Raw genomic sequence first — 25,769 nt, 5'->3', positions numbered from 1 at the left:
CTCAGGCAGGCGTCTTCAATCCAAAGTGCAACCTGACATCGGCGGCGCTCATTCGCGCCAGGCCCAAGGTGTCGAGCACGCCAGCGAGGCGGCCGACCTGATCGGCATTGTCCTTGAGCGGCATGCCGTGGGCATCGGTCAGGTTGTTTTCAAAGCCGACCCGGCAGTGTCCGCCGGCCAGCGCCGCCTGCGTCACGCAGGCCAGTTCGGGCGCACCAAAGGCGCAGACGCCCCAACGCCATCGCACGGGAATGTGCGGCAGATAGGCGAGGATGTCCGTCGGATGACTGGTGGTGCCCGCGTAACGCCCCAGCACGATCAGGATCACGGGCTCCCGCTGGGGCACCCAGCCCGCCTCCCACCAGCGCACGAGTTCGTGTAGGTGATCGAGCGAATAGACGATGTACTGCGGCACGGTGCCGGCTGCGGCGGTCTCGGCGAGAAAGTCCCGCACGAGCGCGTTCTGTGCTTCGGTCTGCGGATCGATCAGTTCATTGAGATTGAAGGTGATCATCTCGGGCTGCAACCCGCGCTGCACGGCCATCATGTCCGCAGGCGCAAAACGCCCCACCCGCTCGGTGGTCGGCTGGATGACGATATCGCAGGCCGCGCGAACGGCCGCCACCGCCTCGGCGTAACGTCCCACGTCCAGGCTGTGTCCGCCGCTGTCGTCGCGCACATGCAGATGCAGGATCGCTGCGCCGGCGGCCTGACAGAGGCGTGCCTCAGCCGCGATCTCAGCCGGCAGCAGCGGGATGGCCCCATGCTCGGCCTTGCCGCGTCGGGCCCCGTTGGGCGCCACCGTGATGCTGACCGCCTGCGTGCTCATGTCTTGAGCTTGCCTGAGGCACGCAACTGGTCACACGCCTGATCGATGGCTCGGTGCAGCAATTCGACCAGACGACCGATCTGCGCTTTGGTGATGATGAATGGCGGCGCGAGCAGGACGTGGTCCCCCCGGCGTCCATCGATCGTGCCGGACATCGGATAGATGATGAGGCCAAGCTTGAAGGCCGCCTCGCCGACCAGGCGTTTGAAGCCCCACTCCGGCTCGAACGGCTCCCGGGTCTCGCGATCAGCGACGAATTCCACGCCCAGAAGCATGCCCTTGCCGCGGATGTCGCCCACATGGGGATGGTCCCCCAGGTGCTCGCGCAGCCGCGCCATGAGCTCGTCCCCCATCCTGGCGCTCTTTTCGACCAGGTCATGCTTCTTGATGTAGTTGATCACCGCCACGCCCGCCGCCGCGGCCAGCGGGTGCCCCATGTAGGTGTGGCCATGCTGGAACACGTTACGCCGGTTGTTGAAGGTGTCGACGATACGGTCGTGCACCATCACCGCCCCGATGGGCACATAGCCGGCAGCCAGCCCCTTGGCGGTGGTGAGCATGTCGGGCACCACGCCCCAGTGACGCATTGCAAACCACTTGCCGGTGCGCCCGACGCCCGTCATCACCTCGTCGGCAATGAACAGGACGTCATAGCGATCGCAGATCTCGCGAATCTTGCGGAAGTAACCGTCGGGGGGCGGCACGGCACCCGCGGTGGCGCCCACCACAGGCTCGGCGATGAAGGCCGATATCTTCTCCGGCCCCACTTCCTTGATGGCGCGTTCGAGATCCTCGGCGCACTCAAGGCCACAGGACTCGGGCTGCTTGTTGAAGGGGCAGCGATAGCAGTAGCACGGTGCCACGCGCGGACGCTGATAGAGCATCGGCTCGTAGACCGCGCGACGCCACGGATTACCCCCCGCAGCCAGTGCGCCCAGGGTATTGCCGTGGTAACTCTGCTCTCGACCGATCACCATCCATTTTTCGGGTCGCCCCATCTGCACCCAGTACGAGCGCGCCATCTTGATGGCGGATTCAACCGCTTCGGAACCCCCGGAAACGAAGTAGGCATGGTTCAGCCCGCCCGGCGCAATCTCGGCCAGCAGACGGGCCAATTCTTCCTGCGGGCGGTTGGTGAACTGGCTGGTGTGGGCAAACTCACAGCTGTCCAGCTGCGCTTTGAGCGCCTCGACCACTTCGGGATTGCTGTGACCGATGGATGACACCACGGCGCCACCACAGGCATCCATATAGCGTTTGCCCTTGGTGTCGGTGAGATAGATCCCCTCCCCTTTGGCCACCATCGGGTATTCGGCGAACGGATCGCGATAGAAAACGTTGGTATCTTCACCCATCGGGCACCTCCGGCCTCTTCGTTGTTCTTGTGCGCGTGACGCGCCGGGTCTGGATCAGTCCAGCCGGGAATCGAGACCGCGTTCGGCCATCTCCGCGGCACGCAGCATGGCGCGCGCCTTGTTGCGAGTCTCGATCCATTCATTCTCGGGCACCGAGTCGGCCACGATGCCGGCACCGGCCTGAACATGGATCTGCCCGTCCTTGATGACGGCGGTGCGGATGTTGATGCACACGTCCATGTCACCATGAAAGCCCAGGTAGCCCGAGGCCCCCGAATACATACCGCGCTTGACCGGCTCGAGCTCGTCGATGATCTCCATGGCGCGTACCTTGGGCGCGCCGGAGACGGTACCGGCCGGAAAGCTGGCCCGCAGGACGGCCAGGGCGTCGAGCCCCTTGCGCAGATCGCCTTCCACGTTGGAGACGATGTGCATCACATGCGAGTAGCGCTCGATGGTGAACTGGTCCGTCACCTTGACTGTTCCGGTGGCGGCCACACGTCCCACATCGTTGCGGCCCAGATCGAGCAGCTGGACATGCTCGGCACGTTCCTTCTCATCAGAGAGCAGATCCTGCTCAAGTGCCAGGTCTTCTTCCTGCGACTTGCCGCGCGGCCGTGTGCCGGCAATCGGACGCAAGGTGACCTTGTCGTCTTCGAGGCGCACCAGAATCTCGGGCGAAGCGCCCACGACCTGGAAGTCTTCGAAGTTGAAATAGAACATGTACGGCGAGGGATTGAGCGTGCGGATGGCGCGATACAGCGCCAGCGGCGTGGCCTTGAACGGCTTGCTCATGCGCTGGGACAGCACCACCTGCATGATGTCGCCCTCGACGATGTAATCCTTGGCCTTCTGAACGGCTTCCTTGAATGCCGCCTCGCCGAAACTGGACACTTCCGGCTCGGGCTCCACGCAGGTGTCCGTCGGCAGCGTCACCGGCGAGCGCAGCTTGTCGACCAGTTCAGCCAGGCGCTGCTTCGCACGCCGGAAGGCCCCGGGGACCTGCGGATCGGCATACACCACGAGGGTGAGCTTGCCCGACAGGTTGTCCACAATGGCAATCTCTTCAGACAGCAGCAGCAGGATGTCGGGAGTGCCCAGTGGGTCCGGGTGATCGGCCTTGGCCAGACGCGATTCGATATAGCGCACCGTGTCGTAGCCGAAGCAACCGACCAGACCACCGGCAAAACGCGGCAGACCGTCGCGCGGCGGCACCTTGATCCGGTCCATGAACTCGCCGATGAAATCCAGCGGATTCTTGTCGTCGTGACGTTCGACCAGACTGTTACCGGTCAGCAGCAACGAGCTCGTGCCATGCACTTCGATGCGGGTATTCGCCTGCAAGCCGATGATCGAGTAACGACCGAAGCGCTCGCCCCCCTGCACGGATTCGAGCAGGTAGGTGTTGGGTGCGTTGGCGAGTTTGAGGTAAAGCGAAAGAGGGGTATCGAGATCGGCAAAGGTCTCGAGGGTGACCGGGATACGGTTGTAGCCCTGTGCGGCCAGGGCATTGAATTCAGATTCCAGCATGATGACTCCGGGTTCGACTGGCAGTATTCGAAAGCGGGGGCAGCGCGTGCCCCGGGGGATGCGGGTGTGCCCCGCGATGGCTTAGTGGCTGTAACGCCACGACCATGAACGCCAGCCGCGCCAGCATGTATTGCCAGCGCGGACCGGGGCGATCTCCTTTCGATACAGCGAACGTACTTGAGTCACTTTGGATCTTTCGTTTATGCCTGAAAGCGGCGAATTCATTGAGCTTCAGCGGCCCAGCAAGGGCGGCAGCTCGGCGAATTTCGATAGTAGCCCATCGCAATTGATGGTGTCCACCGGCACCCCTTCCGTGTAGCCATAGGTCATCAGCAGCACCGGCACGCCCGCCGCCTGGGCACACTGGGCATCGTTGCCCGAATCCCCGACCATGATCGCGCGCTCCTTACCGACGGAAAGCAGCTCGCAGGCGTGCAGCAACATGTCCGGTGCAGGCTTCTTGTTCGGGAGCATGCCACCGCACACGACAGCGCCGAAGTAGTCCGCCAGCCCGGTCGCTTCGAGCAGGGGCACGGCAAAGTCCTGAGCCTTGTTGGTCACCACGCCCATCGACACGCCGCTAGCCTTGAGCGCATCGAGCGTCTCGCGGACCGTGTCGTAGGGCGCCGATTTCGATCCATTGGTCTCCCGGTAATGCGTGCGGAAGACCTCGACCGCAGCGTCGAAATCGGCAGCAGAGACGTCGGGATCGGCAAGGCAGCGCTCGACCAGCTTCGGGATGCCCTTGCCGACGAAGTTGCGAATTTCCTCGCGAGTGCGCAGGGGCCGCCCCAGCTCGGCAAGCATGCGATTGGCCGCTTCGTGCAGATCGTCCACGGTATCGAGCAGCGTGCCGTCCAGATCGAACAGCACCGCATCCACATCAAAACGCGCCGCCATCATGCACCACCGCTGGCCAGTTGCGCACGCAGGGCGGCGATCACGGTGTCGTAGTGGTTGGGATCTTCAGCACGGGCGGCACCGAACACGGCAGAGCCGGCCACGAAGGTGTCTGCCCCTGCGGCCGCGATCTCGGCGATGTTGTCCACCTTCACGCCCCCGTCGATCTCCAGGCGGATCTTGCGACCGGTCCGGGCTGTGTAGGCATCGATCTTTTCGCGGGCGGCACGCAGCTTGGTGAGCGCTTCGGGAATGAACTTCTGGCCACCGAAGCCCGGATTGACGCTCATGAGCAAGACCATGTCGAGCTTGTCCATGACGTGATCCATGAGATGCAGCGGCGTGGCTGGGTTGAAGACCACGCCGGCCTGACAGCCCGACTCCTTGATCAGTCCCAGCGACCGGTCGATGTGCTCGGACGCTTCCGGATGAAAGGTGATGATGTCGGCCCCCGCCTTGGCAAAGTCGGGAATGATGCGATCGACCGGCTTGACCATCAGATGGACATCAATCGGCGCTGTGGTGTGCGGACGAATGGCCTCGCAGACCAGCGGACCAATGGTCAGATTGGGGACGTAATGGTTGTCCATGACGTCGAAGTGAATCCAGTCAGCACCGGCGGCAATGACGTTGCGAACTTCCTCTCCCAGGCGGGCAAAGTCGGCGGAGAGCAGACTTGGCGCAATCTTGAACATAGTGACTCCAATTCTTGGGTGAAAGTCCCGATCCCGTTTTTGTTTGCGCTCATTCTACCGTGAGCGCGGCACCTCGGTTGCGCGAAGCGCGCCGTTTGGGCTTCAATGAGCATTCATTCGCCCCGCAGAACACCCCGACCATGTCCGACGACACCCCGAAATACCGTATCGACGTCACCGCCAAGTCCTTTTACCTGGAGGAGCAGTCGAACCCGGACGAAGACCAGTACGTTTTCGCCTACCGCATCACCATCACCAATACCGGCACCGTGTCCGCCCAACTGATCAGCCGTCACTGGATCATTACCGACGGCAACGGCGAGGAGCAGGAGGTCAAGGGCCTGGGCGTCGTTGGTGAACACCCCGATCTGGCGCCGGGCGAGTCCTTCGAATACACCAGTGGCTGTTCGCTGGAAACGCCGGTTGGCTCGATGCGCGGGAGCTATCAGATGGTGGCTGCCGATGGCGAGAATTTCGAAGCGCCGATCGCCGAGTTCGGTCTCGCGGTGCCCAATGTGCTGCACTGAGGCCATCTGCTGAGGCGAGGCGTCCGGCGTCTCCCGCATGTCACTGAAAACCAGCTACACCTTCATCGCCCCGCTGTACGACCTCGTACTCGAAAGGGCCACACGCCGCGCTCGCGCGCTCAGCCTCAGGCCGCTGGCGAGCGCACCTGCCGGCACGGTGCTGGTTGCCGGGGTCGGTACCGGCCTCGATCTGCCTCACCTGCCCACGGTTCATCACTACGTCGGGCTGGATCTGACCAGGGCCATGCTTTCGCGCAGCCTCCCACGCGCGGCGGCGCATCGTTACACCCCCGTCCAGGGCAGTGCCATGGCCCTGCCCTTTGCCGACCACCAGTTCGATCACACGGTGCTGCACCTGATCCTGGCGGTGGTTCCCGACCCGACGCAGGCCTTGTCCGAAGCCCTTCGCGTCACTCGCCCCGGGGGGCGCCTCCATGTGTTCGACAAATTTCTCAGACCCGGCCAGCGGGCGGTGCTTCGCCGGGCGCTGACGCCGCTGTCCGGTCGCATCGCGACCCGCATGGATGTGGTGCTCGAAGATCTCCTCAGCACTCGCGCGGACGCCATCGTGGAGCACGACGAACCTGCACTGGCCGGTGGCTGGTTCCGCCGGGTGGTCATCCGCAAGGTCTGAAAGAGACTAGAAAACGTCGAGTTCCCGGTCGGTGCACGTGCGCCACGGCGCTTCACCCACCAGCGCCTCGGTCAGCAGCAGCACGGCGCGCTCATCGCGCAGGATGGGCCACACCTCGGCGCCCACCTCGACGATCGCCTCGTCCTCGATGCGCTCTCCGCGCACGGACAGCACCGTGTGCACACCACTGCGCTCGGTCAACTCCTGCACCGACCAACGCCCCCCCTGGGCCGGCAACGGCAGAGGGGACCACACTCGCCCATCGTCACCGCTCAGTCGAAGCCCGCACGCCGCCAACGCCCCGATCACGCCGGCACCGTTGCCACCGAGGTCAAGCAATGAAATACCGAGCTTGTGGGCAACGGCATAGGCAATGGGAATCCCCAGGACCTGATCCTTAGCACACCAGGCGTAGTCGAGCAATGCGGCCTCGTTGTCGAGTCGATCCAGCGGAACCAGACACAAGCCGGGGTTGGCACCAGGACCGACGAATTCACGCACACAGGTGGCTGCCACGCGCAGAACCTCGTCCTCGAAACCGACAGGAACGACCAGCGGAAACGCCATGGCTCGATTGAACGACGTGTAGGGCACGTCATGGTGTGAATACAGCTGGTGCGCACTGACCACCCCGACCGTCGCCCAGGGCTGCACACCCAGCCGGTTGGCGATCTCGCAGGCGATTACGCCAGTACCGGGGCTATCGAGGCCATCCGTGTCATCGATGCCAAGCAACAGACGGGCGTCGACCACGGGTCGAATCCGCGGGGAGGCGTTCGAGGCAGGGACGGGTTTGGGGCTGACGTTCATTGCTGCTGTTAACCGCAGATATTGCGAGCAGACTCTATTCGTTCTTGATTGCGATAACAATAGGCACATGCGTGCCTATTTCAGACGCGAGGACGGCAATTGTCGTGCGGCCATCGATCAACTGCGGGAAACATTGAACACAAGCGAGCGCCTGCGCGGTAACCTTGCTGTCCATATGGGCATCAACATCCAACTTTCCGCCGCGTGGACGTCAGCCGACGGCACGCTCGATCTGGCCGAACTGGGCCGCATCCTGCACGCGCTGGTCGAACCCCAGACGGTGCGGGGCGCCGCCAATACCCTTGAGCTGTCGTATCGGACCGTCTGGGGGCGCCTTGAGCAGGCAGAAGCGCTGCTCGGCCAGCCACTCATCGAGAAAAGCCGTGGTCGGGGCAGCGAGCTGACGCGGGCAGGCCAACGCCTGCTCGATCTGCTACAGCAACTCGACGCCCGCATGCACACCGCCATGGCCCGTGACATCGACCGGTTCGAGCACCAGTTCCTGCAACTTTTCGCCGGCGCTGCCCCCCCGCTGCGCTTGGCGTGCAATTTCGATCCCGTGCTGGATGAGTGCCTGCAGGAGGCACAACTGCCCGGCTGGAGCGTTGACTACATGGGCACACAGAAAGTCGCTGCCGCCCTGCTCGACCGCCAGGCGGACGTGATCGGTTTTCACCAGCCCATTTCCGAGCACTGGCCCGAGGCCCTCTCCATGCTCAAGCACAGCAAAAGCTGCTTTCTGAGCGCCGTCATGGAGCGGGAGGTGGGGCTGGTCGTCGCCCGTGGCAATCCGCTGCACATCCGCGGGGTGGCTGATCTGGTGCGCGATGAAGTGCGCTTCATCAACCGCCAGCGAAACGCCGGCATGCGGCGCTGGTTTGACACCCTGCTGAGCGACGCAGGCATTACGCCGGACGAGGTCAATGGCTACGGCCGGGAAGAGTTCACCCACATGGCGGTGGCCACCGCAGTGGCCGCAGGAACGGCGGACGTGTGCTTTACGCTCCGTGCGGTGGCCGAGACGCTGAATGTGGATTTCATCCCGGTGGGCAAGGAAACCTATTTTCTCGCCGGCCGTGCCGACCTGGCGGGCGACCCGCGCTTGAACCAGCTCATGACGACACTGGCCGAAGCTTCGGCGTCGCATGTTGGCTACGTGGCACCGAAACAGGTCGCATCGGCCTGACCCACCGGGTCAGCCGGCGCCCTCGCAGCGCTTGAGGAATTCGGCGGTATTGCGCTCGACCACGCTGACGGGACGCCCCGACCACAGATACGCTTTGCTTGCACCCGCGCCCAGCGCAAGCTCGCGAAACGCCCGCCACTCGACCTGAGTGAATCCCCCCTCCGGATCACCAAGTGGATGAAGCAGAATTCTTGGTGAAGGCGTGAGCCATCCATTCCCCACAGCCTGTCGGACGAAATACCTGAGCACCACTTCGGCTGAGGTGAAGTCGGACATCAACGTCCGTGGATGAGCGAAAGGATTCACACATCGCCCGCCTGCCCGGACGGCTGCATCACACGCCGGCGCCCCGACCGCCACTACCCGAACGTCGGGGCCTCGGGAAATGGCCAGATCGGGCACCTCATCGACGAGACGGGCGCCCGAGGCATCTTCGATGACGATACGCTCAGCTGAGATCTGAACATAGAGCAGCGGGCTGAAACGCGAAAACACGCCCCGGCATCAGCTGCGGTAGTCCGCGTTGATCTTCACGTAGTCGTATGAGAAATCGCAGGTCCAGATGGTGGCCTCTGCGTCACCCCGAGCCAGATCGACAGTGGTTTCAATCTCGGCTTCGGCCATGATTCGGGCGCCGTCCTCTTCCTTGTAGCTGACGGCACGACCACCCTGCTCGGCCACCAGCACATCACCCAGCCAGACCTTGATCCGACTGACGTCCAGATCGGCAATGCCGGCATAGCCGATGGCCGCGAGAATGCGCCCGAGGTTGGGGTCGGACGCAAAAAAGGCCGTCTTGACCAAGGGGGACTGTCCGATGGCATATCCGACGGCACGGCATTCTTCGCGCGTACGCCCGCCCTGCACCCGGATGGTCATGAACTTGGTCGCCCCCTCGCCATCGCGCACGATGGCTTGCGCGAGCTCGATCGCCACGCCAACCACAGCCTCGCGCAACGCTGCCCAGGCGGCCGAATGCTCGTCCTCGATGATCGAATTTCCGGCCTTGCCGGTGGCCATCAGAATGAAGGAATCGTTCGTCGAGGTATCGCCATCAACGGTGATCGAGTTGAACGACAGATCCGCCGCTTCGACAACCAGCTTGTCGAGCAGAGACTGAGAGACATTGGCATCGGTCGCCATATAACCGAGCATGGTCGCCATGTTCGGCTTGATCATGCCGGCCCCCTTGCTCATGCCGGTGATGGTCACATCCTTCCCGTCAATCTGGATGACCCGGGAAACACCTTTGGGCGCGGTGTCGGTCGTCATGATGGCGCGTGCAGCATCCACCCAGGCATTCGGTCTCAGGTCGGCCACGGCACCGGGCACGCCGGCCGTCAGGCGCTCGATGGGCAGGTGCTCGAGAATCACCCCTGTCGAGAACGGCAGCACCTGCTCGGGCGCAATCGACAGCGCCTCCGCCACTGCCACGCACGTGGCACGGGCATTGGCCAGGCCCTGCTCTCCGGTGCCGGCATTGGCGATACCGGTATTGATGATCAGCGCCCGAATGTCGCTCTTGGCCAGGTGCTCTTTGCACACCTGCACCGGCGCCGCACAGAAGCGGTTCTTGGTGAACACCCCGGCCACACGGCTCCCGGAATCGAGCGCAATGACGGTCAGATCCCGACGGTTGGCCTTGCGGATCCCGGCCTCGGTCACACCGAGTCGCACACCGGCGACCGGATGCATGGCTTCAGGGGTCAGTTCAGGCAGATTGACAGGCATGGCTCGCTCCGTAGTTCAGTTCAATGCAAAAGACGGCGCCAAGCCGTCTTTTCTGAATCATACCCGTTGCGCAGATGAATGCAGATGAAATCTATGTACCGCTGCCACGCAGAGAGTGGACGGCCAGCGACAGATGTTGCGCGAAGTGCACGAATGCGTAGTAACTGGCCTCATCCAGGGTGCTGTCGGCATCCCGTTCGGCAAAGATGATGCCGACGCAGCGCCCGACCCCCATGATCGGCGCAAGACAACAGGGCCCCGTGCCGGCAATACCTTGCAGACGCCCGCGAGGGCGTTCGAGCATGAGCGGCTTGTGGGACTGAAAGACCAGATCGATCGGATCACTCTGGGACTCGCCAAGCGCAAAGTTGAACCGGCGCGCCAAGCCTTCGCTCTGGTTCCCCAGCGCATATTTACCGATGATCTGGCGACGGTTGGGGGCGACCAGTGCCACCACCACGCGGTCGAAGCCAACCCCGTGCAGCACGCCTTCGCAGGCCAGATAGGCCACGTCGGCGAAACTCGCGCCCGACAGAATGCGCATCGACAGATCGCGGAGAATGCTCAGTTGCCGCTCAGCGGGCGACACACTGGACAACTCCACTGCCGCAACCACTTCATCGACCGGCTCAGGCACCGCACCCGGTGGCGCCGGAATCGCCGCGGCCGCATCGCGGGCCCCATAACCGGCCGCCAGCCGGCTCGCTTCGCTCGAAAGGCGGATGAACTCCTTGTTCAGCTCGTCCAGCGGCAATCCGGTAAACGCCGCGGCATTGGAAAGCACACCACGCATTTTCGGACTGTCCCAGCCCACATCCACGGCCTTGGCCACGGCGTGCCCGAGACGGATCGATTCGACCAGCGTGCCCGACTTGACCGACGGGTCGATCGCGTCATTCAGCAAAGCGCTGAGGCGCCACTCCCGCGCCAGCTGCGTGGTGAGCTGGCGCAAGGGAAATCCCAGCACCGATTGTTGTGCCGCCAGGATGCCCGCATCATCCGAGACCGCATCCAGCCTGGCATCCAGCGACTCGGCCGGTTCGCCACCGAAACACCAGAACGCCATCTCGCCGACCCGTGCCAGCAAGGCAGCAATGAAAACCTCTTCCGCACGGCCCTCGCCGCGCATCTTGGCCAGGCCACGGGCGACGGAAGCGGCCAGAAAGCAGCGGGCCATTTCTTCCGTCACACGTGAGCGCAGCCCGCCCTTGACCAGGGCGTCGACCAGCGCCAGCCCCAGGGTCATGTCGGCAACCACGTCGAAACCGAGCACCACGATGGCGCGACTGATCGTACTGACACCCTGGCGCGAGGCGTTGAAATACGCACTATTGGCCAGTTTCAGCACCTTGGTGGTGGTGGCCTGATCACGCAGAATCACGCTGGCCAGGCGGCTGGCCGACGCATTGTCATCCGCCACGATTCCGCGCACCGCCTCAACGGTCTGCCCGAACGCAGGCATGTCCTGCTCGCGAATGTGGTCAACCCACGCAGAAAGCCCCTGCGGAGGGGCGTTGGTCAGCGGCGGAATATCTTCGAAATCAAGTTCTGGGTTCATGCCGGAGCTAACGGCATTTACCTGCCCACGCTTGAGCACCCCGGCACGAAAACGGCGCCCATCGGGCGCCGCTCGCTTTCACCAGACAGTGGCCGTCAGGCCAGCTTGCCGTGGCAGTGTTTGTACTTCTTGCCCGAGCCACAGGGACACGGCTCGTTCCGCCCCACTTTCGACCCGGCGTCGGCCGGCAGATCACCTGCCGCCTCCCCCTCGGAAGAGAGGGCCTCGTCATAATCGGCGTGGTGGTATTGCACGTTCTCCAGCTCCGCCTTGGGTTCGGACTCTTCCAATGCGGCTTCGGTGCGAATCTGCACCGTCATCAGCAGTCGCGTTACTTCGGCACGAACCTGATCGAGCAGCGCTTCGAACAGTTCAAACGCCTCGCGCTTGTACTCCTGCTTCGGATTCTTCTGGGCATAACCCCGAAGGTGGATCCCCTGACGCAGGTGATCGAGCGAAGCCAGATGGTCGCGCCAGTGGGTATCGAGGCTCTGGAGCATGACGTTGCGTTCGAACTGATGCCAGGCCGTCGGGTCAACATGCTCGACCTTGGCTGCGTACTGCTCGTCTGCCGCCTTGATGACGCGCTCAAGAATGGCGTCGTCGTCGATATTGGGCTCATCCTTCGCCCACTGGGTCACCGGAAGCTTGAGCGAGAACTCGCCCTCGAGTGCGGTTTCCAGCGCCGACAGGTCCCATTGTTCTTCGACACTGTCGAGTGGCACGTACAGGCGGAAGGTGTCGTGTAGCACGCCTTGGCGCATGGCGGTGATCGTATCGGAGATTTCGTCCGACTCCAGCAGCTCGTTGCGCTGCTGGTAGATCACCTTGCGCTGATCGTTCGAAACGTCATCAAATTCGAGCAGTTGCTTGCGAATGTCGAAGTTGCGCTGCTCCACCTTGCGCTGCGCCGATTCGAGCGAGCGCGTCACCATGCCGTGCTCGATCGCCTCGCCTTCAGGCATCTTGAGTCGCACCATGATGGCGTTGAGCCGTTCGCCAGCAAAGATCTTCATGAGCGGGTCTTCGAGCGACAGATAGAAGCGGCTCTCACCCGGATCCCCCTGACGACCGGCACGACCTCGCAGCTGGTTGTCGATGCGGCGGGATTCGTGCCGCTCGGTGCCGATGATCATGAGACCACCGGCTGCCAGCACCTTGTCGTGAACCCCTTGCCAGTCGGCACGAATCTTCTCGACCTCGGTCGTACGCTGGGATTCGGTCAGGGAGCCATCGGCCATGACAGCGTCGATCTGCTTTTGCACGTTGCCGCCCAGCACGATGTCGGTACCACGACCTGCCATGTTGGTGGCGATGGTGATGACACCCGGCTGACCGGCTTCAGCCACGATCTGGGCCTCTTTCTCGTGCTGCTTGGCGTTGAGCACCTGATGGGGCAGTTTGGCCTTGCTCAGCAAGTCCGACAGGTATTCGGACGCCTCGATGGAGGTGGTCCCCACCAGCACCGGCTGACCACGCTCGTGGCATTCCTTGATGTCGGCGATGACCGCGTCGAACTTCTCTTTCGCGGTGCGATACACCTTGTCGTTGCGATCGAGACGCGCCATGGGCTTGTTGGTCGGGATGACCACCGTCTCCAGGCCATAGATACTCTGGAATTCGAACGCTTCCGTGTCGGCCGTACCGGTCATGCCGGCCAGCTTCTTGTACATGCGGAAGTAGTTCTGGAAGGTGATCGAGGCAAGCGTCTGGTTCTCGGCCTGGATCTGAACACCTTCCTTGGCCTCGACCGCCTGATGCAGACCCTCGGACCAGCGGCGGCCCGGCATGAGCCGGCCGGTGAATTCATCGACGATGATGATCTCGCCGTTCTGCACCACGTAGTGCTGGTCCTTGTGGAACAGCGCATAGGCACGCAGCGACGCATACAGGTGATGCATGAGCAGGATGTTGGCCGGCTCGTAAAGCGAGGTGCCCGCCGGCAACAATCCGCGCTCTGAGAGGATCTGCTCGGCATGCTCATGACCATCTTCGGTGAGCAGAACCTGACGCGACTTGAGGTCGACGGTGTAATCACCCGGCTCGGTCACATTGTCTTCTTCACCCTTCTGCTCCTTGAGCAGCGGGGCCACCTCGTTGAGCTTGAGGTACAGATCGGTGTGATCTTCAGCCTGCCCGGAGATGATCAGCGGCGTGCGCGCCTCGTCGATCAGGATGGAGTCGACCTCGTCCACCACGGCGTAGCTGAGCGGGCGCTGAACCCGATCACCCGCGTCGAACTTCATGTTGTCGCGAAGGTAGTCGAAACCGAATTCGTTGTTGGTGCCGTAGGTGATGTCGGCGGCGTAGGCCGCCTGCTTGCTGGCCTCGTCCATCTGTGAGAGGTTGATGCCCACAGACAAACCCAGGAAATTGTAGATGCGCCCCATCCACTCCGCGTCGCGTCGGGCCAGATAGTCGTTCACCGTAATCACGTGAACACCGTTCCCCGCCAGGGCGTTGAGATAGGTCGGCAGCGTCGCCACCAGGGTTTTGCCCTCACCGGTGCGCATTTCGGCGATCTTGCCGTCGTGCAGCACCATGCCGCCGATGAGCTGGACATCGAAATGTCGCATGCCATGGACGCGCTTGGCGGCTTCGCGAACGACCGCGAAAGCTTCAGGGAGGATATCGTCCAGCCGTGTGCCCTGACCAAGACGGTCGCGGAACTCGACGGTTTTGGCCTGCAGTTGTTCGTCCGACAGGCCCTCCATTTCGGGTTCGAGGGCGTTGATGGCGCGAACGGTCTTGGAATACTGACGGATCAGCCGGTCGTTGCGGCTACCGAAGACTTTCTTGAGAAGGCCGGAAATCATGTTGAGTGGGCGGCAGATCGGGCAAAATGCGAATACTAGCACGGTCGGCATGACAGGCCCTTGGGAGTGAAAACGCCTGCCCGACATGCCGATAGCACTGGAATCAAACCATGACTCAACCGCTCAACCGTTTTGTCGGCCGTGCCGACACGCTCGATCGCCTCAAGGCTCACGCGTCTCGACTCACGCGGCTGCAGACCCACGTGGCTGAAGCACTCCCCCCCTATCTGGCGGGTCTGTGCCACGTGGCGAACCTGAAAGACGATGTGCTGGTGATTCACGCCAACAATGGCGCCATCGCGGCCAAACTGCGCCAGGCGGCACCACGGCTACTCAATGCGCTGCTTGCCCAGGGTGTCGTCCTGTCGTCGATCAAGGTCGCCACACGCCCCCCCGCCAGCGTGCCGCCGGCACGACCACCCACGATCCGGGAGGTCAGCCAGGACACTTGCGAAACGCTGCATGATCTCGCGGCACACTTACCGGAGGACGATCCGCTGAGAAAAGCGCTGGAGCGCTTCGTGCAACACAGCCGCACGCGGGAAGACTGACTGGCCAGATCAGATCATGGGGGCGAGCAATCGCTCAATGAACAGCAGCCCGAGAAAGACCAGCAGAACCACCGCGCCGATACGCGCAAAGCGCCACGCCCAGACACGGTAGGCAGGGTTTCCGGTCAGCAAATACAGAACAATGGCACCGCCCACGCTCAGTAGCGCGAGCACGGCGGCCAGACGGATCACGAACATCGGTTCGCGATCAGGCCCATACCGGTTCGAACATGCCGGCCACGCCGGGGGCCGCCTTGGTTTCCTGCTCGAAGGTCACGATTTCCCAGGCACTCTCATCTTCGAGCAGCACCCGCAGGATCTGATTGTTCAGGGCATGCCCCGCCTTGTAGGCCGAGTAGCTCGCCAGCAGCGGGTGGCCGCACAGGTAGAGATCGCCGATGGCGTCGAGCACCTTGTGCTTGACGAACTCGTCGCCGTAGCGGAGGCCATCCACATTGAGCACACGGTACTCGTCCATCACGATGGCGTTGTCCATGCTCGCGCCCAGGCCAAGGCCGTTCGCACGCAGCACGTCAACATCCTGAGTAAAACCGAAGGTGCGCGCACGCGCCACATCGCGAGCATACGACTGGTCAGCGAAATCCACTGTCACTTCGGTGCCGGTCCGGGAAATGGCCGGATGATTGAACACGATGGCAAAGTTGAGCCTGAAGCCGTCGTAGGGTTCAAGACGAACCCACTTGTCGTCTTCCTTGTACTCCACCGTTTTTCTGACGCGCAGGAAGCGCTTGGGGGCCTTCTGCTCCTCAAGCCCGGCGGACTGCACCAGAAAGACAAAGGGACTTGCGCTGCCATCAAGAATCGGAATTTCCGGCGCATCGACGTCGATATGCACGTTGTCCACACCCAGCCCGGCAAGTGCAGACATCAGATGCTCGACCGTATTGACCTTGGCACCGTCCTTCTGAAGGCCCGAGCACATACGCGTGTCGCACACGGCATACGGATCGGCCGGCATGCTCACGACCGGATCGAGATCGACACGATGGAACACGACCCCTGTGTCCGGCGCCGCCGGACGCAGGGTGAGCGTCACTTTCCGGCCGCCATGCAGTCCCACGCCGGTGGCGGAGACGCTGGATTTGAGGGTTCGTTGTTTGATCATGGCTCCCGGATGACTCCCGTCGTTGTCAGGCACGTCTTATGCTGCCTTGCACAATATGCTTGGATTCTAGCACGTCACTTTTGTTCCGAAAGGTGCCGGTGAACGGAGACGGGCGCCCGAGGCGCGAACGGGAGGCGTTCGTTCGCACCTTGAGCGCCCGGCGGGCGTAACGACGTTCAGTCGGCCTGCTTGCGCAGGAAAGCCGGAATGTCGTAGGTCCCCACACCGCTGGCACTCATGGCCTCGACGGTGGTGCGACGGCCACTGCGGATCACCGCCGGGACGTCGGAAGACATCGGCTCGGACGGACCGTAGGTGCCCGTGCCCTGAACCACTTCCATGACCGGCTTGTTCGACACGGCCGGCTTGCCCAGACCTGTCGCCACCACGGTGACGCGAATACGATCTTCCATGGATTCTTCAAACACGGTGCCGTAGATCACGAACGCATCCTTGGCAGCGAAAGCACGGACGGTATTCACCGCCTCTTTCACTTCCGACATCTTGAGCGAACGGCTGGCCGTGATATTGATCAGCACGCCACGGGCGCCTGAAAGCTCCACGCCTTCGAGCAGCGGGCTGGCGGCGGCCTGCTCGGCAGCGATGCGCGCGCGGTCGATACCTTCGGCTTCGGCCGAACCCATCATGGCACGGCCCATCTCGGCCATCACGGTGCGCACGTCCTGGAAATCGACGTTGACCAGACCCGGGATGTTGATGATCTCGGCGATACCGCCGACGGCGTTGCGCAGGACATTGTCAGCCGCACGGAAACCGTCTTCCAGGCTGGCATCTTCGCCCAGCACTTCCATGAGCTTGTCGTTGAGCACGACGATGAGCGAATCCACGTGTCGGGACAACTCGTCGATGCCGCTGTCGGCAACACGGTCACGGTTTTCGAAATCGAAGGGCTTGGTCACGACGCCAACGGTCAGAATGCCCATTTCCTTGGCAATCTCGGCCACGACAGGCGCGGCACCGGTTCCGGTCCCGCCACCCATTCCGGCGGTGATGAAGACCATGTGAGCACCGCGGATCGCGTCGGCGATCTGGTCGCGCGCTTCCTGGGCAGCGCAACGGCCGGCTTCCGGCTTGGCGCCAGCGCCCAGTCCGGAGTTACCCAATTGCACCTTGTCGGTGGCCAGGTTGCGCAGCAACGCCTGCGCGTCGGTATTGGCGGTGATGAACTCAACGCCATTGACGCTTTCGCGGATCATGTGATCCACCGCGTTGCCGCCTGCGCCGCCCAGACCCACCACTTTGATGATGGTTCCGACCGGTTCCTTTTCAACGATTTCAAACATATGCCAAGCCTCCTTGAAAATCGGCTTTAATCAGCCACTTTCGCGCCCGCGCCCTACGGTATCTAGTATTAACGGAGCATTCTATAACTAAATACTGTGGAACGACAGGCAACAAACAAATTCATACATCCTGGGTAAAAACACCCGTTCAAAAATTCCGCTCAAACCACGCTTTCATACGCGCAAACATGTGGCGGAAGCTCTGCGTGTCACGCGCCTGAATCCCCCGGCGTCGTTGCGCAATGCCCTCGGTAATCAGCCCCATGGCGGTCGCGTGCCGTGGATGACACACCACGTCGGCCAGCCCGCCGGAGTACTGCGGCGCACCGATGCGCACCGGCAGATGGAAGATTTCTTCCCCCAGTTCGACCATGCCGTCCATGACGGAGGCGCCACCGGTGAGCACCAGCCCGGAAGAGAGCAGCTCTTCGTAACCGCTGCGCCGCAGTTCTGACTGCACGAGTTCAAACAGCTCGGACACCCGTGGCTCGATCACGTCGGCAAGCGCCTGGCGCGACATGCGACGCGGGGCGCGATCGCCCACGCCCGGGACTTCGATCATTTCTTCCGGATCAGCCAGGGAACTCATGGCCACGCCGTGGCGAATCTTGATTTCCTCGGCCTCGGCGGTCGGCGTGCGCAGGGCCATGGCGATGTCGTTGGTGATCTGATCACCGGCGACCGGGATCACTGCGGTATGGCGAATGGCCCCTTGGGTGAAGACCGCCAGGTCGGTCGTACCGCCACCGATGTCCACCAGACAGACACCCAGGCCCTTTTCATCCTCGGACAAGGTGGCGTAGCTGGAGGCCAGCGGCTGGAGAATCAGGTCCATGACTTCGAGCCCGCAGCGGCGTACGCACTTGATCACGTTCTGGGCCGCCGAGACTGCGCCGGTGACGATATGCACCTTCACTTCGAGCTTGACGCCGCTCATGCCGATGGGCTCGCGCACGCCGTCCTGACCGTCGATGATGAACTCCTGGGTCAGGATGTGCAGGATCTGCTGATCAGCCGGGATCGGCATGGCACGCGCCACTTCGATCACCCGCTCCACGTCCATGGGGGTGACTTCCTTGTCCTTGATCGCCACCATGCCGTTGGAGTTGAAACTCTTGATATGGCTGCCGGCGATGCCCGTATAGACGTCGGTGATCTTGCAGTCGGCCATGAGCTCGACCTCCTGGATCACGCGGGAGATGGCATCGACCGTGGCCTCGATATTGACCACCACGCCACGACGCAGGCCGCTGGAAGGCACGGAGCTCAGGCCGATCACATTGAGCGAGCCGTCGGGCCGCACTTCGGCGACCATACATGAGATCTTGGATGTCCCGATGTCGAGACCGACGACCAGATCCTTGTATTCCTTAGTCATTTTCCGCTTTCCGTTCCTTGCCCCTCATTGCGGGGCAAAAGAGCAAATCCATTGGGATAGCGCAGGTCGGCCACCGCCACCTGCATGTCGCGTTGCGCCAACGCCTTGGGATAGGCACTGACAAACCGGTTCAGTCGAGCCTCTGCCGGTGCCCGCTCCTGATCACGGCCCAACCGGATCACGAGCCCGTCGTCAAGCGTCAGTTGCCAGGCCTCGCGGGCCGACAGGCCCACTTCGACCAGGTCATGGCCGAGCGGTTTGAGCACCTCGGCAAAGCGTGTGTATTGCGCCAACAGATACGGCGCGTAGCCCTCGGGTCCCGCAAACAACGGCATGCGCGCGTTGCTCGCCGCCACGAAGACTTCGCCCTGGCGATTGACCAGCCGGGTGTCGCCGCTGTCGGTGACTGTCCAGTAAGCCACCGCCTGATGCTCTTCGAGTTTCAATTCCAGCGCATCGGGCCAGCGACGGCGCACTTGCGCGTGGCGCACCCACGGCAGCTTTTCGAAGGATTCGCGCACGTGGGCGAGATCCACCGTGAAGAAATTGCCTTTCACGGCAGAGCGCGCCGCATATTCGAGCTGTTCGGCACTGACCTGCGCCGGCGGGGTGAGCACGACCACCTCGCGCAACTGGAAGCTCGGGCGATTGGCGACCCAGACGACAATAGCGTAGCCGAGGATGGCTGCCGCCGTAAGCAGCAGCACATCGGAGATCAGGTTGAGCAGCGCCGGTCGGTGCCACAGGCCTTCGCGCACAGCCCCGCCCGCTGCACGATTACGTGCAGTGGTTTTCTTCGACGCGGGGCGCTGGCGCATATCAACCAAGGCGGGCCATCTCCAGAATACGCAGACACAGATCCTCGAAGCTCAGCCCGGCCACACGCGCAGACATGGGCACGAGGGAATGATTGGTCATGCCGGGAGCCGTGTTCATTTCGAGGAGGTAAGGCTTGCCGTCGCTGGTCAGCATCACGTCACCCCGTCCCCAGCCACGACATCCGAGCACCTGGGCGGCCTTGGCGATGAGCGCCTGCAGCTCGGTTTCCTGCGCCGCCGGTAACTGACTCGGGCAGAAATACTGGGTGTCGTCGGTGAAGTACTTGTGCTGGTAGTCGTAGTTGCCATCGGGCGCCACAATGCGCACCACCGGCAGCACCGCATCACCCAGGAACGGCACCGTCAGTTCCTGACCATCGATGAACTCTTCGGCAATGACCAGGGTGTCGTAGCGTGCCGCGAGTTCATACGCGGCAGGCAGTTGTGACGCCTCGGTCACCTTGGTGGCGCCCATGCTCGAGCCTTCATGCACCGGCTTCACGAAGATCGGCAAGCCCAGATCGGTGGCGACGGCATCCCAATCGGTGCTGGACTCAAGAATCGCAAAGCGAGGCGTGGGCAGCCCGGCCGCCAGCCAGACCATCTTCGTGCGCCACTTGTCCATTGACAGGGCCGAGGCCATGACCCCGCTGCCGGTATAGGGAATCCCGAGCATCTCGAGCATCCCTTGCACCGTGCCATCTTCACCACCGCGTCCATGCATGGCGATGAAGGCGCGGTCGAAGCCCTGTTCCTTGAGCGCGTGCAGGTCGGTTTCGGCCGGGTCGAAGGCGTGGGCATCCACACCGCGCGACTGCAAGGCCGCCAGCACAGCCCTGCCCGACATAAGCGACACCTCGCGCTCCGCCGATGCACCGCCCATCAACACTGCCACCTTGCCGAACTGTTTCATGTTGTCCTGGTTCATCCGTCCCACGCCCTACTCTTCTTCCGTCGCGGCCAACTGGCCGGGCACACCGCCAATGGATCCTGCACCCATGGTGAGCACCACATCACCGTCCTGCACCACATCGAGGATCGTTTGCGGCATGTCGCCGATGTCTTCAACAAACACCGGCTCCACCTTGCCGGCCACGCGCACGGCGCGCGCCAGCGAGCGACCGTCAGCCGCCACGATGGGCGCCTCACCGGCGGCATACACGTCAGCCAGCACGACGGCATCCACACTCGAGAGCACCTTCACGAAATCCTCGAAGCAGTCGCGGGTGCGGGTGAAACGGTGAGGCTGGAAAGCCAGCACCAGACGTCGATCGGGAAAAGCGCCGCGCGCCGCTTCGATGGTGGCGGCCATCTCGACCGGGTGGTGCCCGTAGTCATCCACCAGGTAGAACTGCCCGCCTGCGGGGATGGCCACGTCGCCATAGCGCTGGAAGCGGCGACCGACACCCTTGAAGTCCGCCAGCGCCTTGACGATGGCCTCATCCGGCACACCCACCTCGGTGGCCACGGCGATGGCTGCCAGTGCGTTGAGCACGTTGTGCATGCCCGGCAGATTGAGCGTGATCGACAGTCTGGGCGCCTCCGTGCCGTTGATGCGCACCACATCGAAGCGCATCTGACCGTTCTCGGCGCGCACGTTCTCGGCGCGCACGTTGGCGGTCTCGGCAAAGCCGTATCGCACGATCTGCTTGGACACCAGCGGCATGATCGAGCGCACGCCGGGGTCGTCCTCGCACAGCACGGCCACGCCGTAGAACGGCAGGTGCTGAAGGAAATCGATAAAGGCCTGCTTGAGCTTGGCGAAGTCGTGCCCGTAAGTCTCCATGTGATCGGCGTCGATGTTGGTCACCACCGAAATCACCGGACTCAGGAGCAGGAATGACGCGTCGGATTCGTCCGCCTCGGCCACCAGGAAGTCACCCTTGCCCAGGCGCGCGTTGGCGCCCGCGGCATTGAGCCGACCGCCGATCACGAAGGTGGGGTCGATGCCCCCCTCGGCCAGAATGCTTGCCGTGAGCGACGTGGTGGTCGTCTTGCCATGGGTGCCGGCGATGGCGATGCCCTGCTTCAGGCGCATCAGTTCCGCCAGCATCTGTGCGCGGGGGACGACCGGAATGTGGCGGGCACGCGCGGCACGAACCTCGGGGTTGTCCGGCTTGACCGCCGTGGAGGTCACGACCACGTCGGCCTCCGCCACGTGTTCGGCATCGTGCCCTTTCATCACCTTGGCGCCCATGGCTGCCAGGCGGCGTGTGGTGGCGGATGTGCCCAGGTCGGAGCCGCTGACCGCGAATCCCTGGTTCACCAGCACCTCGGCGATACCGCTCATACCGGCGCCGCCGATGCCCACGAAGTGAATGTGTTTGACCTTGTGCTTCATTGCGATGACTCCTCGTCACCTGCCAGCACGCGGCAGATCCCGGCGACTTCCTCGGCTGCGTCGGGACGTGCCAAAGCCCGGGCCGCACGCGCCATATCCAGCAGGCGTGTTCGTTCCAGGTCGCGAAGGATACCCGCAAGTGTCTGAGCCGTCAGATCGCTTTGTGGCAAAAGGTAAGCCGCCCCCGCATCTGCAAGAAAACGGGCGTTACCGGTCTGGTGATCGTCCACCGCGTGGGGCAGCGGCACCAGCACACTGCCGACCCCCGCCGCCGCCAGTTCGGCCACCGTGAGCGCACCGGCGCGGCAGATCACCAGATCCGCATCGGCATAGGCCTGCGCCATATCCTCAATGAAGGGGCGCAGATCGCCTGCAACACCGGCCTTCGCATAGCTCGCCTTCAGTGCATCAATCTGCGCGGTGCCCGCCTGATGGATCACCAAGGGGCGCTCTTCGCCCAGCAGCGCGAGCGCCTCGGGCACCGTATCATTAAGCACTTTCGCGCCCAGGCTGCCACCGATGATCAGGATGCGCAGCGGCCCTTCGCGGCCCGCGAAACGGGTCTCCGGTTCTGGCAGTGCCACGATGTCTTCACGCACCGGATTACCAACGAACAAGCCCTTGCTCAGCGCGTTGGGGAAGCCGGTCACGATCCGATCGGCCACGCCGGCCAGCACGCGGTTCGCCAGGCCGGCCACCGAATTCTGCTCATGCAGCACCAGCGGCCGTCCGGTCAGTGCGGCCATCATGCCGCCCGGAAAGCTCACGTAACCGCCCATGCCGAGCACCACGTCGGGCTTGACCCGGCGCAGCTGCGCAAGCGCCTGCCAGAAGCCGCGCAACAGGTTGAGCGGCAGCAACAGCTTGGCCATCAGCCCTTTGCCACGCAGCGCACCAAAATGAATCCACGCGGTTTCATAGCCTTTCTGGGGAATGATGCGACCTTCCATCCGGTCTTCATTGCCCAGCCAGACAATGCGCCAGCCGAGCTTGCGCAGCACTTCGGCCACCGCAACCCCCGGGTAGATGTGACCGCCCGTACCGCCGGCCATGACGAGCAGTGTCTTCATGAGCCACCTCCCCGCATGATCTGGCGATTCTCCCAGTCGATTCGCAGCAGGATCGCCAGGGCGATGCAGTTGGCCACAATACCCGAACCACCAAAGCTCATGAGCGGCAGCGTCAGCCCCTTGGTGGGCAGCAAGCCCATGTTCACGCCCATGTTGATGAAAGACTGCACACCGATCCACAGGCCAATACCCTGCGCCACCAGACCCGGGAAGAAGCGCTCCAGATCGATGGCCCGGCGGCCAATGGCAAAGGCGCGCTGAACGAGCGTTGCGAACAGGGCGATCACCACGATCACGCCCACCAGCCCCAGTTCCTCGGCAATGATCGCGAGAATGAAATCGGTATGCGCCTCGGGCAGGTAGAAGAGCTTTTCCACACTGGCGCCCAGACCGACGCCAAACCATTCGCCGCGGCCGAAGGCGATCAGGGCATGCGAGAGCTGATAGCCCTTGCCGAAGGCATCCTCGAACGGATCCATGAAACCGAAGATGCGGTCCCGCCGGTAGGGCGACGCCCAGATCAGCAGCACGAAGCCGATCAACGCCACGATGGCCAGCAGCACAAAGGCACGTACGTTGATACCGCCCAGAAACAGAATGCCGAAGGCGATGCAGGTGATGACCACGAAGGCGCCGAAATCCGGCTCGGCGAGCAGTAGGAAGCCCACCAGCAGAATCACACCGGCCATGGGCAGGAATGCCCGCCTGAAGCTCTGCATGTGCGGCAGCTTGCGCACGGTGTAGTCGGCGGCGTACAGCGCCACGAACATTTTCATGGCTTCAGACGGCTGGAAATTGACGGGCCCGAACGGCAACCAGCGGCTGGCCCCGTTCACTGTCTTGCCGATCCCCGGCACGATCACCGCCGTGAGCAACACGATCCCCACAATGAACAGGTGGGGCGACATCTGTTGCCAGGCCCGCATGGGCATCTGGAAGGCGAGCACGCCCAGAACGGCCCCGATCGCGAGAAACACCCCGTGACGCACGAGATAGAAGGTTGCCTGGTGGCCGGTGTAGGCAAGACCCTCGGCGGTTGCGATCGATGCCGAGTAGACCATCACCCAACCGAACAGCAGCAGGGAGACAGCCGACCAGATCAGCGCCGGATCGAGCTCGCTGGGCTGATCGTTGGCGGGCGCTGCGAGACGGCGGACCGCACGGCTGGTCACGGGACTATGCCCCTTGTTGCGGCCAAAGAGATCGGTGAGGTTCAGGCTCAGTTTCATAGCGCCCTCACCCGCGGCAAGGCCTGAGCGGCCTCGACGAACACTTCGGCGCGATGCACGTAGCTGCGGAACATGTCGAAGCTCGCACACGCCGGCGACAACAGCACCGCGTCGCCCTCGCGGGCCATGGCGTCGGCACGCAACACGGCACGGGGAAGATCAGTGGCGTGCTCGATGGGCACGCCCGCCTCAGCAATGGCCGCTTCGATACGCGACGCGTCGCGGCCGATCAGCACCACGGCACGCGCATGTTCGCGCACGGCGGTCAGCAGCGGCGTGAAATCCTGGCCCTTGCCATCGCCACCGGCGATCAGCACGACCTTGCGCCCCAGACCTTCGAGCGCCGCCATGGTGGCACCCACGTTGGTGCCCTTGGAATCATCGAAGTACGTCACACCATCGTCGCGTTCGGCGATGGCCTCGACCCGATGGGGCAACCCGCGAAAATCGCGCAAGGCGGTGACCAGCGCCGGCATCGGGCAACCCACGGCCTCGGCCATGGCCAGCGCTGCCAACGCATTGGCCACATTGTGGCGGCCGCGCAGTGCCAGTTCGGTTTCGGCAAGCAGCGGTGCGTTGCCGCGCATGAGAAATCCATTGGCCAGACCAAAGTCGGCGGCACCGGGTGCCGCATCGAGCCCGAAGGTGATGGCGCGCTCAGCCAGGCAGGCAACACGCATGTCGTTGCGGTTGAGCACCCGCGCGCGGGCATCCGAAAGCGCCTTGGCCTTGGTCTGAATGTAGTCATCGAGCGACGCATAGCGATCGAGGTGATCGTCGGAGACGTTGAGCACGGTGGCCACGTCCGCGCCCAGTGCATTCACGGTTTCAAGCTGAAAGCTCGACAGCTCGAGCACCCAGCAGTCGGGCAGCGGTTCGCCTCGGTCGAGACGGTCCTGCATCACTGTCAGCGTCGCCGGGCTGATGTTGCCGGCAGCTACCGCATCAAGCCCGGTCGCCGCGCATAGCGCCGCAGTCAGCGAGGTGGTCGTGGTTTTACCATTGGTGCCGGTGATCGCAATGATGCGCGTCTTATCACGCTCACCCATCGCCTTGAGTGCGTCAACGAAGATCTGGATTTCGCCGGTGACCCGGATACCCCGGGCCTGCGCCACCTCGATCAATTCGATCCGCGGATCGAGCCCGGGACTGATGGCGATGGTATCGATACCGTCGATGAGGCCGGCCTCGAAGGGCCCCAGCACCACCTCCGCGGCAGGTGCGATGGCATGCAGCGCCTCCAGACCCGGTGGGTGCTGGCGGCTGTCGGCGATACGCAATGACGCACCCTCGCGCGCCAGCCAGCGCACGATGGCCAGGCCGGATTCACCCAGCCCCAGCACCAACACGTTTTTGCCTTGCCTCATCATCGTCTTTGCTT

25 protein-coding genes are annotated in these 25,769 nt (G+C 63.2%); 5 read left to right on the top strand and 20 right to left on the bottom strand.

What is annotated here, in order from left to right:
* Window position 1 precedes the first annotated feature (1 nt).
* The 5 genes from J0W34_RS05760 to rpe all read right to left on the bottom strand — a co-directional run bounded on the left by J0W34_RS05760 (window position 2) and on the right by rpe (window position 5,309).
* The gene (locus J0W34_RS05760; protein ID WP_230971015.1) at window positions 2–829 is read right to left on the bottom strand and encodes a BKACE family enzyme; all 828 of its coding nucleotides are present in this window, start codon (window positions 827–829) and stop codon (window positions 2–4) included.
* Window positions 826–2,184, bottom strand: coding sequence for an aspartate aminotransferase family protein (locus J0W34_RS05755; RefSeq protein ID WP_227817804.1), 1,359 nt, complete (start codon window positions 2,182–2,184; stop codon window positions 826–828). Before J0W34_RS05755 ends, J0W34_RS05760 begins: the two co-directional genes overlap by 4 nt.
* 54 nt (window positions 2,185–2,238) lie before the next feature.
* A complete protein-coding gene (trpE, locus tag J0W34_RS05750) occupies window positions 2,239–3,714 on the bottom strand; it encodes an anthranilate synthase component I (protein WP_230971014.1) in 1,476 nt (491 codons plus the stop codon).
* Window positions 3,715–3,945: 231 nt separating this feature from the next.
* A complete protein-coding gene (locus tag J0W34_RS05745) occupies window positions 3,946–4,617 on the bottom strand; it encodes a phosphoglycolate phosphatase (protein WP_230971013.1) in 672 nt (223 codons plus the stop codon).
* Window positions 4,614–5,309 (bottom strand): ribulose-phosphate 3-epimerase, encoded by a 696-nt coding sequence (gene rpe / locus J0W34_RS05740; RefSeq protein ID WP_230971012.1) that lies wholly within the window; start codon window positions 5,307–5,309, stop codon window positions 4,614–4,616. Before rpe ends, J0W34_RS05745 begins: the two co-directional genes overlap by 4 nt.
* A gap of 140 nt (window positions 5,310–5,449) precedes the next feature.
* Here rpe and apaG point away from each other — a divergent pair, with 140 nt between their 5' ends.
* Complete coding sequence (apaG, locus tag J0W34_RS05735) at window positions 5,450–5,836, top strand: Co2+/Mg2+ efflux protein ApaG (RefSeq protein ID WP_227817800.1); 387 nt, start codon at window positions 5,450–5,452, stop codon at window positions 5,834–5,836.
* Between the two features lie 37 nt (window positions 5,837–5,873).
* The gene (locus J0W34_RS05730; RefSeq protein ID WP_230971011.1) at window positions 5,874–6,470 is read left to right on the top strand and encodes a class I SAM-dependent methyltransferase; all 597 of its coding nucleotides are present in this window, start codon (window positions 5,874–5,876) and stop codon (window positions 6,468–6,470) included.
* A gap of 6 nt (window positions 6,471–6,476) precedes the next feature.
* Here the strand turns inward: J0W34_RS05730 and J0W34_RS05725 are convergent, their stop codons facing one another.
* Complete coding sequence (locus J0W34_RS05725; RefSeq protein WP_230971010.1) at window positions 6,477–7,223, bottom strand: hypothetical protein; 747 nt, start codon at window positions 7,221–7,223, stop codon at window positions 6,477–6,479.
* A gap of 124 nt (window positions 7,224–7,347) precedes the next feature.
* Between J0W34_RS05725 and J0W34_RS05720 the strand changes: the two genes are divergently transcribed.
* On the top strand, window positions 7,348–8,466 hold the full coding sequence (locus tag J0W34_RS05720) for a substrate-binding domain-containing protein (RefSeq protein WP_230971009.1): 1,119 nt from the start codon (window positions 7,348–7,350) through the stop codon (window positions 8,464–8,466).
* Window positions 8,467–8,475: 9 nt separating this feature from the next.
* Here the strand turns inward: J0W34_RS05720 and J0W34_RS05715 are convergent, their stop codons facing one another.
* Complete coding sequence (locus tag J0W34_RS05715) at window positions 8,476–8,742, bottom strand: hypothetical protein (RefSeq protein WP_321573681.1); 267 nt, start codon at window positions 8,740–8,742, stop codon at window positions 8,476–8,478.
* A gap of 12 nt (window positions 8,743–8,754) precedes the next feature.
* Here J0W34_RS05715 and J0W34_RS05710 point away from each other — a divergent pair, with 12 nt between their 5' ends.
* Window positions 8,755–8,922, top strand: a complete 168-nt coding sequence (locus J0W34_RS05710) for a hypothetical protein (RefSeq protein ID WP_230971715.1) — start codon at window positions 8,755–8,757, stop codon at window positions 8,920–8,922.
* Between the two features lie 48 nt (window positions 8,923–8,970).
* Here the strand turns inward: J0W34_RS05710 and argJ are convergent, their stop codons facing one another.
* The 3 genes from argJ to secA all read right to left on the bottom strand — a co-directional run bounded on the left by argJ (window position 8,971) and on the right by secA (window position 14,571).
* Entirely contained in the window at window positions 8,971–10,197 is a 1,227-nt protein-coding gene (gene argJ / locus J0W34_RS05705) for a bifunctional glutamate N-acetyltransferase/amino-acid acetyltransferase ArgJ (protein ID WP_227817796.1), read from the bottom strand.
* 91 nt (window positions 10,198–10,288) lie between these two features.
* Window positions 10,289–11,755, bottom strand: a complete 1,467-nt coding sequence (locus tag J0W34_RS05700; RefSeq protein WP_227817795.1) for an HDOD domain-containing protein — start codon at window positions 11,753–11,755, stop codon at window positions 10,289–10,291.
* A gap of 95 nt (window positions 11,756–11,850) precedes the next feature.
* Entirely contained in the window at window positions 11,851–14,571 is a 2,721-nt protein-coding gene (gene secA, locus J0W34_RS05695; protein ID WP_230971008.1) for a preprotein translocase subunit SecA, read from the bottom strand.
* Window positions 14,572–14,681: 110 nt separating this feature from the next.
* On the opposite strand from secA, the gene J0W34_RS05690 reads away from it, so the two are divergent.
* Window positions 14,682–15,122, top strand: a complete 441-nt coding sequence (locus J0W34_RS05690; protein WP_230971007.1) for a DUF721 domain-containing protein — start codon at window positions 14,682–14,684, stop codon at window positions 15,120–15,122.
* Between the two features lie 9 nt (window positions 15,123–15,131).
* On the opposite strand, the gene J0W34_RS05685 is transcribed toward J0W34_RS05690, so the two are convergent.
* The 10 genes from J0W34_RS05685 to murD form a co-directional block, all read right to left on the bottom strand.
* Window positions 15,132–15,320, bottom strand: a complete 189-nt coding sequence (locus J0W34_RS05685; RefSeq protein ID WP_227817792.1) for a hypothetical protein — start codon at window positions 15,318–15,320, stop codon at window positions 15,132–15,134.
* Window positions 15,321–15,330: 10 nt separating this feature from the next.
* Entirely contained in the window at window positions 15,331–16,248 is a 918-nt protein-coding gene (lpxC, locus tag J0W34_RS05680; protein ID WP_227817791.1) for a UDP-3-O-acyl-N-acetylglucosamine deacetylase, read from the bottom strand.
* A 176-nt stretch (window positions 16,249–16,424) separates the two neighbouring features.
* A complete protein-coding gene (ftsZ, locus tag J0W34_RS05675) occupies window positions 16,425–17,552 on the bottom strand; it encodes a cell division protein FtsZ (protein ID WP_227817790.1) in 1,128 nt (375 codons plus the stop codon).
* A gap of 148 nt (window positions 17,553–17,700) precedes the next feature.
* Window positions 17,701–18,930: a cell division protein FtsA gene (gene ftsA / locus J0W34_RS05670; protein WP_227817789.1), complete on the bottom strand. Its 1,230-nt coding sequence runs from the start codon at window positions 18,928–18,930 to the stop codon at window positions 17,701–17,703.
* Complete coding sequence (locus J0W34_RS05665) at window positions 18,927–19,757, bottom strand: cell division protein FtsQ/DivIB (RefSeq protein ID WP_407941144.1); 831 nt, start codon at window positions 19,755–19,757, stop codon at window positions 18,927–18,929. The genes ftsA and J0W34_RS05665 overlap by 4 nt, the downstream gene beginning before the upstream one ends.
* Window positions 19,750–20,661, bottom strand: a complete 912-nt coding sequence (locus J0W34_RS05660) for a D-alanine--D-alanine ligase (protein WP_227817859.1) — start codon at window positions 20,659–20,661, stop codon at window positions 19,750–19,752. The genes J0W34_RS05665 and J0W34_RS05660 overlap by 8 nt, the downstream gene beginning before the upstream one ends.
* A 27-nt stretch (window positions 20,662–20,688) precedes the next feature.
* On the bottom strand, window positions 20,689–22,089 hold the full coding sequence (murC, locus tag J0W34_RS05655) for a UDP-N-acetylmuramate--L-alanine ligase (protein WP_227817788.1): 1,401 nt from the start codon (window positions 22,087–22,089) through the stop codon (window positions 20,689–20,691).
* On the bottom strand, window positions 22,086–23,159 hold the full coding sequence (murG, locus tag J0W34_RS05650; protein WP_230971006.1) for an undecaprenyldiphospho-muramoylpentapeptide beta-N-acetylglucosaminyltransferase: 1,074 nt from the start codon (window positions 23,157–23,159) through the stop codon (window positions 22,086–22,088). The genes murC and murG overlap by 4 nt, the downstream gene beginning before the upstream one ends.
* Window positions 23,156–24,388 carry a putative lipid II flippase FtsW gene (ftsW, locus tag J0W34_RS05645; RefSeq protein ID WP_230971005.1) on the bottom strand — a complete coding sequence of 411 codons (1,233 nt, stop codon included), beginning with the start codon at window positions 24,386–24,388 and terminating at the stop codon, window positions 23,156–23,158. Before ftsW ends, murG begins: the two co-directional genes overlap by 4 nt.
* Entirely contained in the window at window positions 24,385–25,758 is a 1,374-nt protein-coding gene (murD, locus tag J0W34_RS05640; protein ID WP_230971004.1) for a UDP-N-acetylmuramoyl-L-alanine--D-glutamate ligase, read from the bottom strand. The genes ftsW and murD overlap by 4 nt, the downstream gene beginning before the upstream one ends.
* Window positions 25,759–25,769 lie beyond the last annotated feature (11 nt).

Source organism: Nitrogeniibacter aestuarii (assembly GCF_017309585.1).
Lineage (GTDB): Bacteria > Pseudomonadota > Gammaproteobacteria > Burkholderiales > Rhodocyclaceae > Nitrogeniibacter > Nitrogeniibacter aestuarii.
The sequence above is the reverse complement of the archived record's forward strand: the minus strand, read 5'-3'. Positions and strand labels throughout refer to the sequence as shown.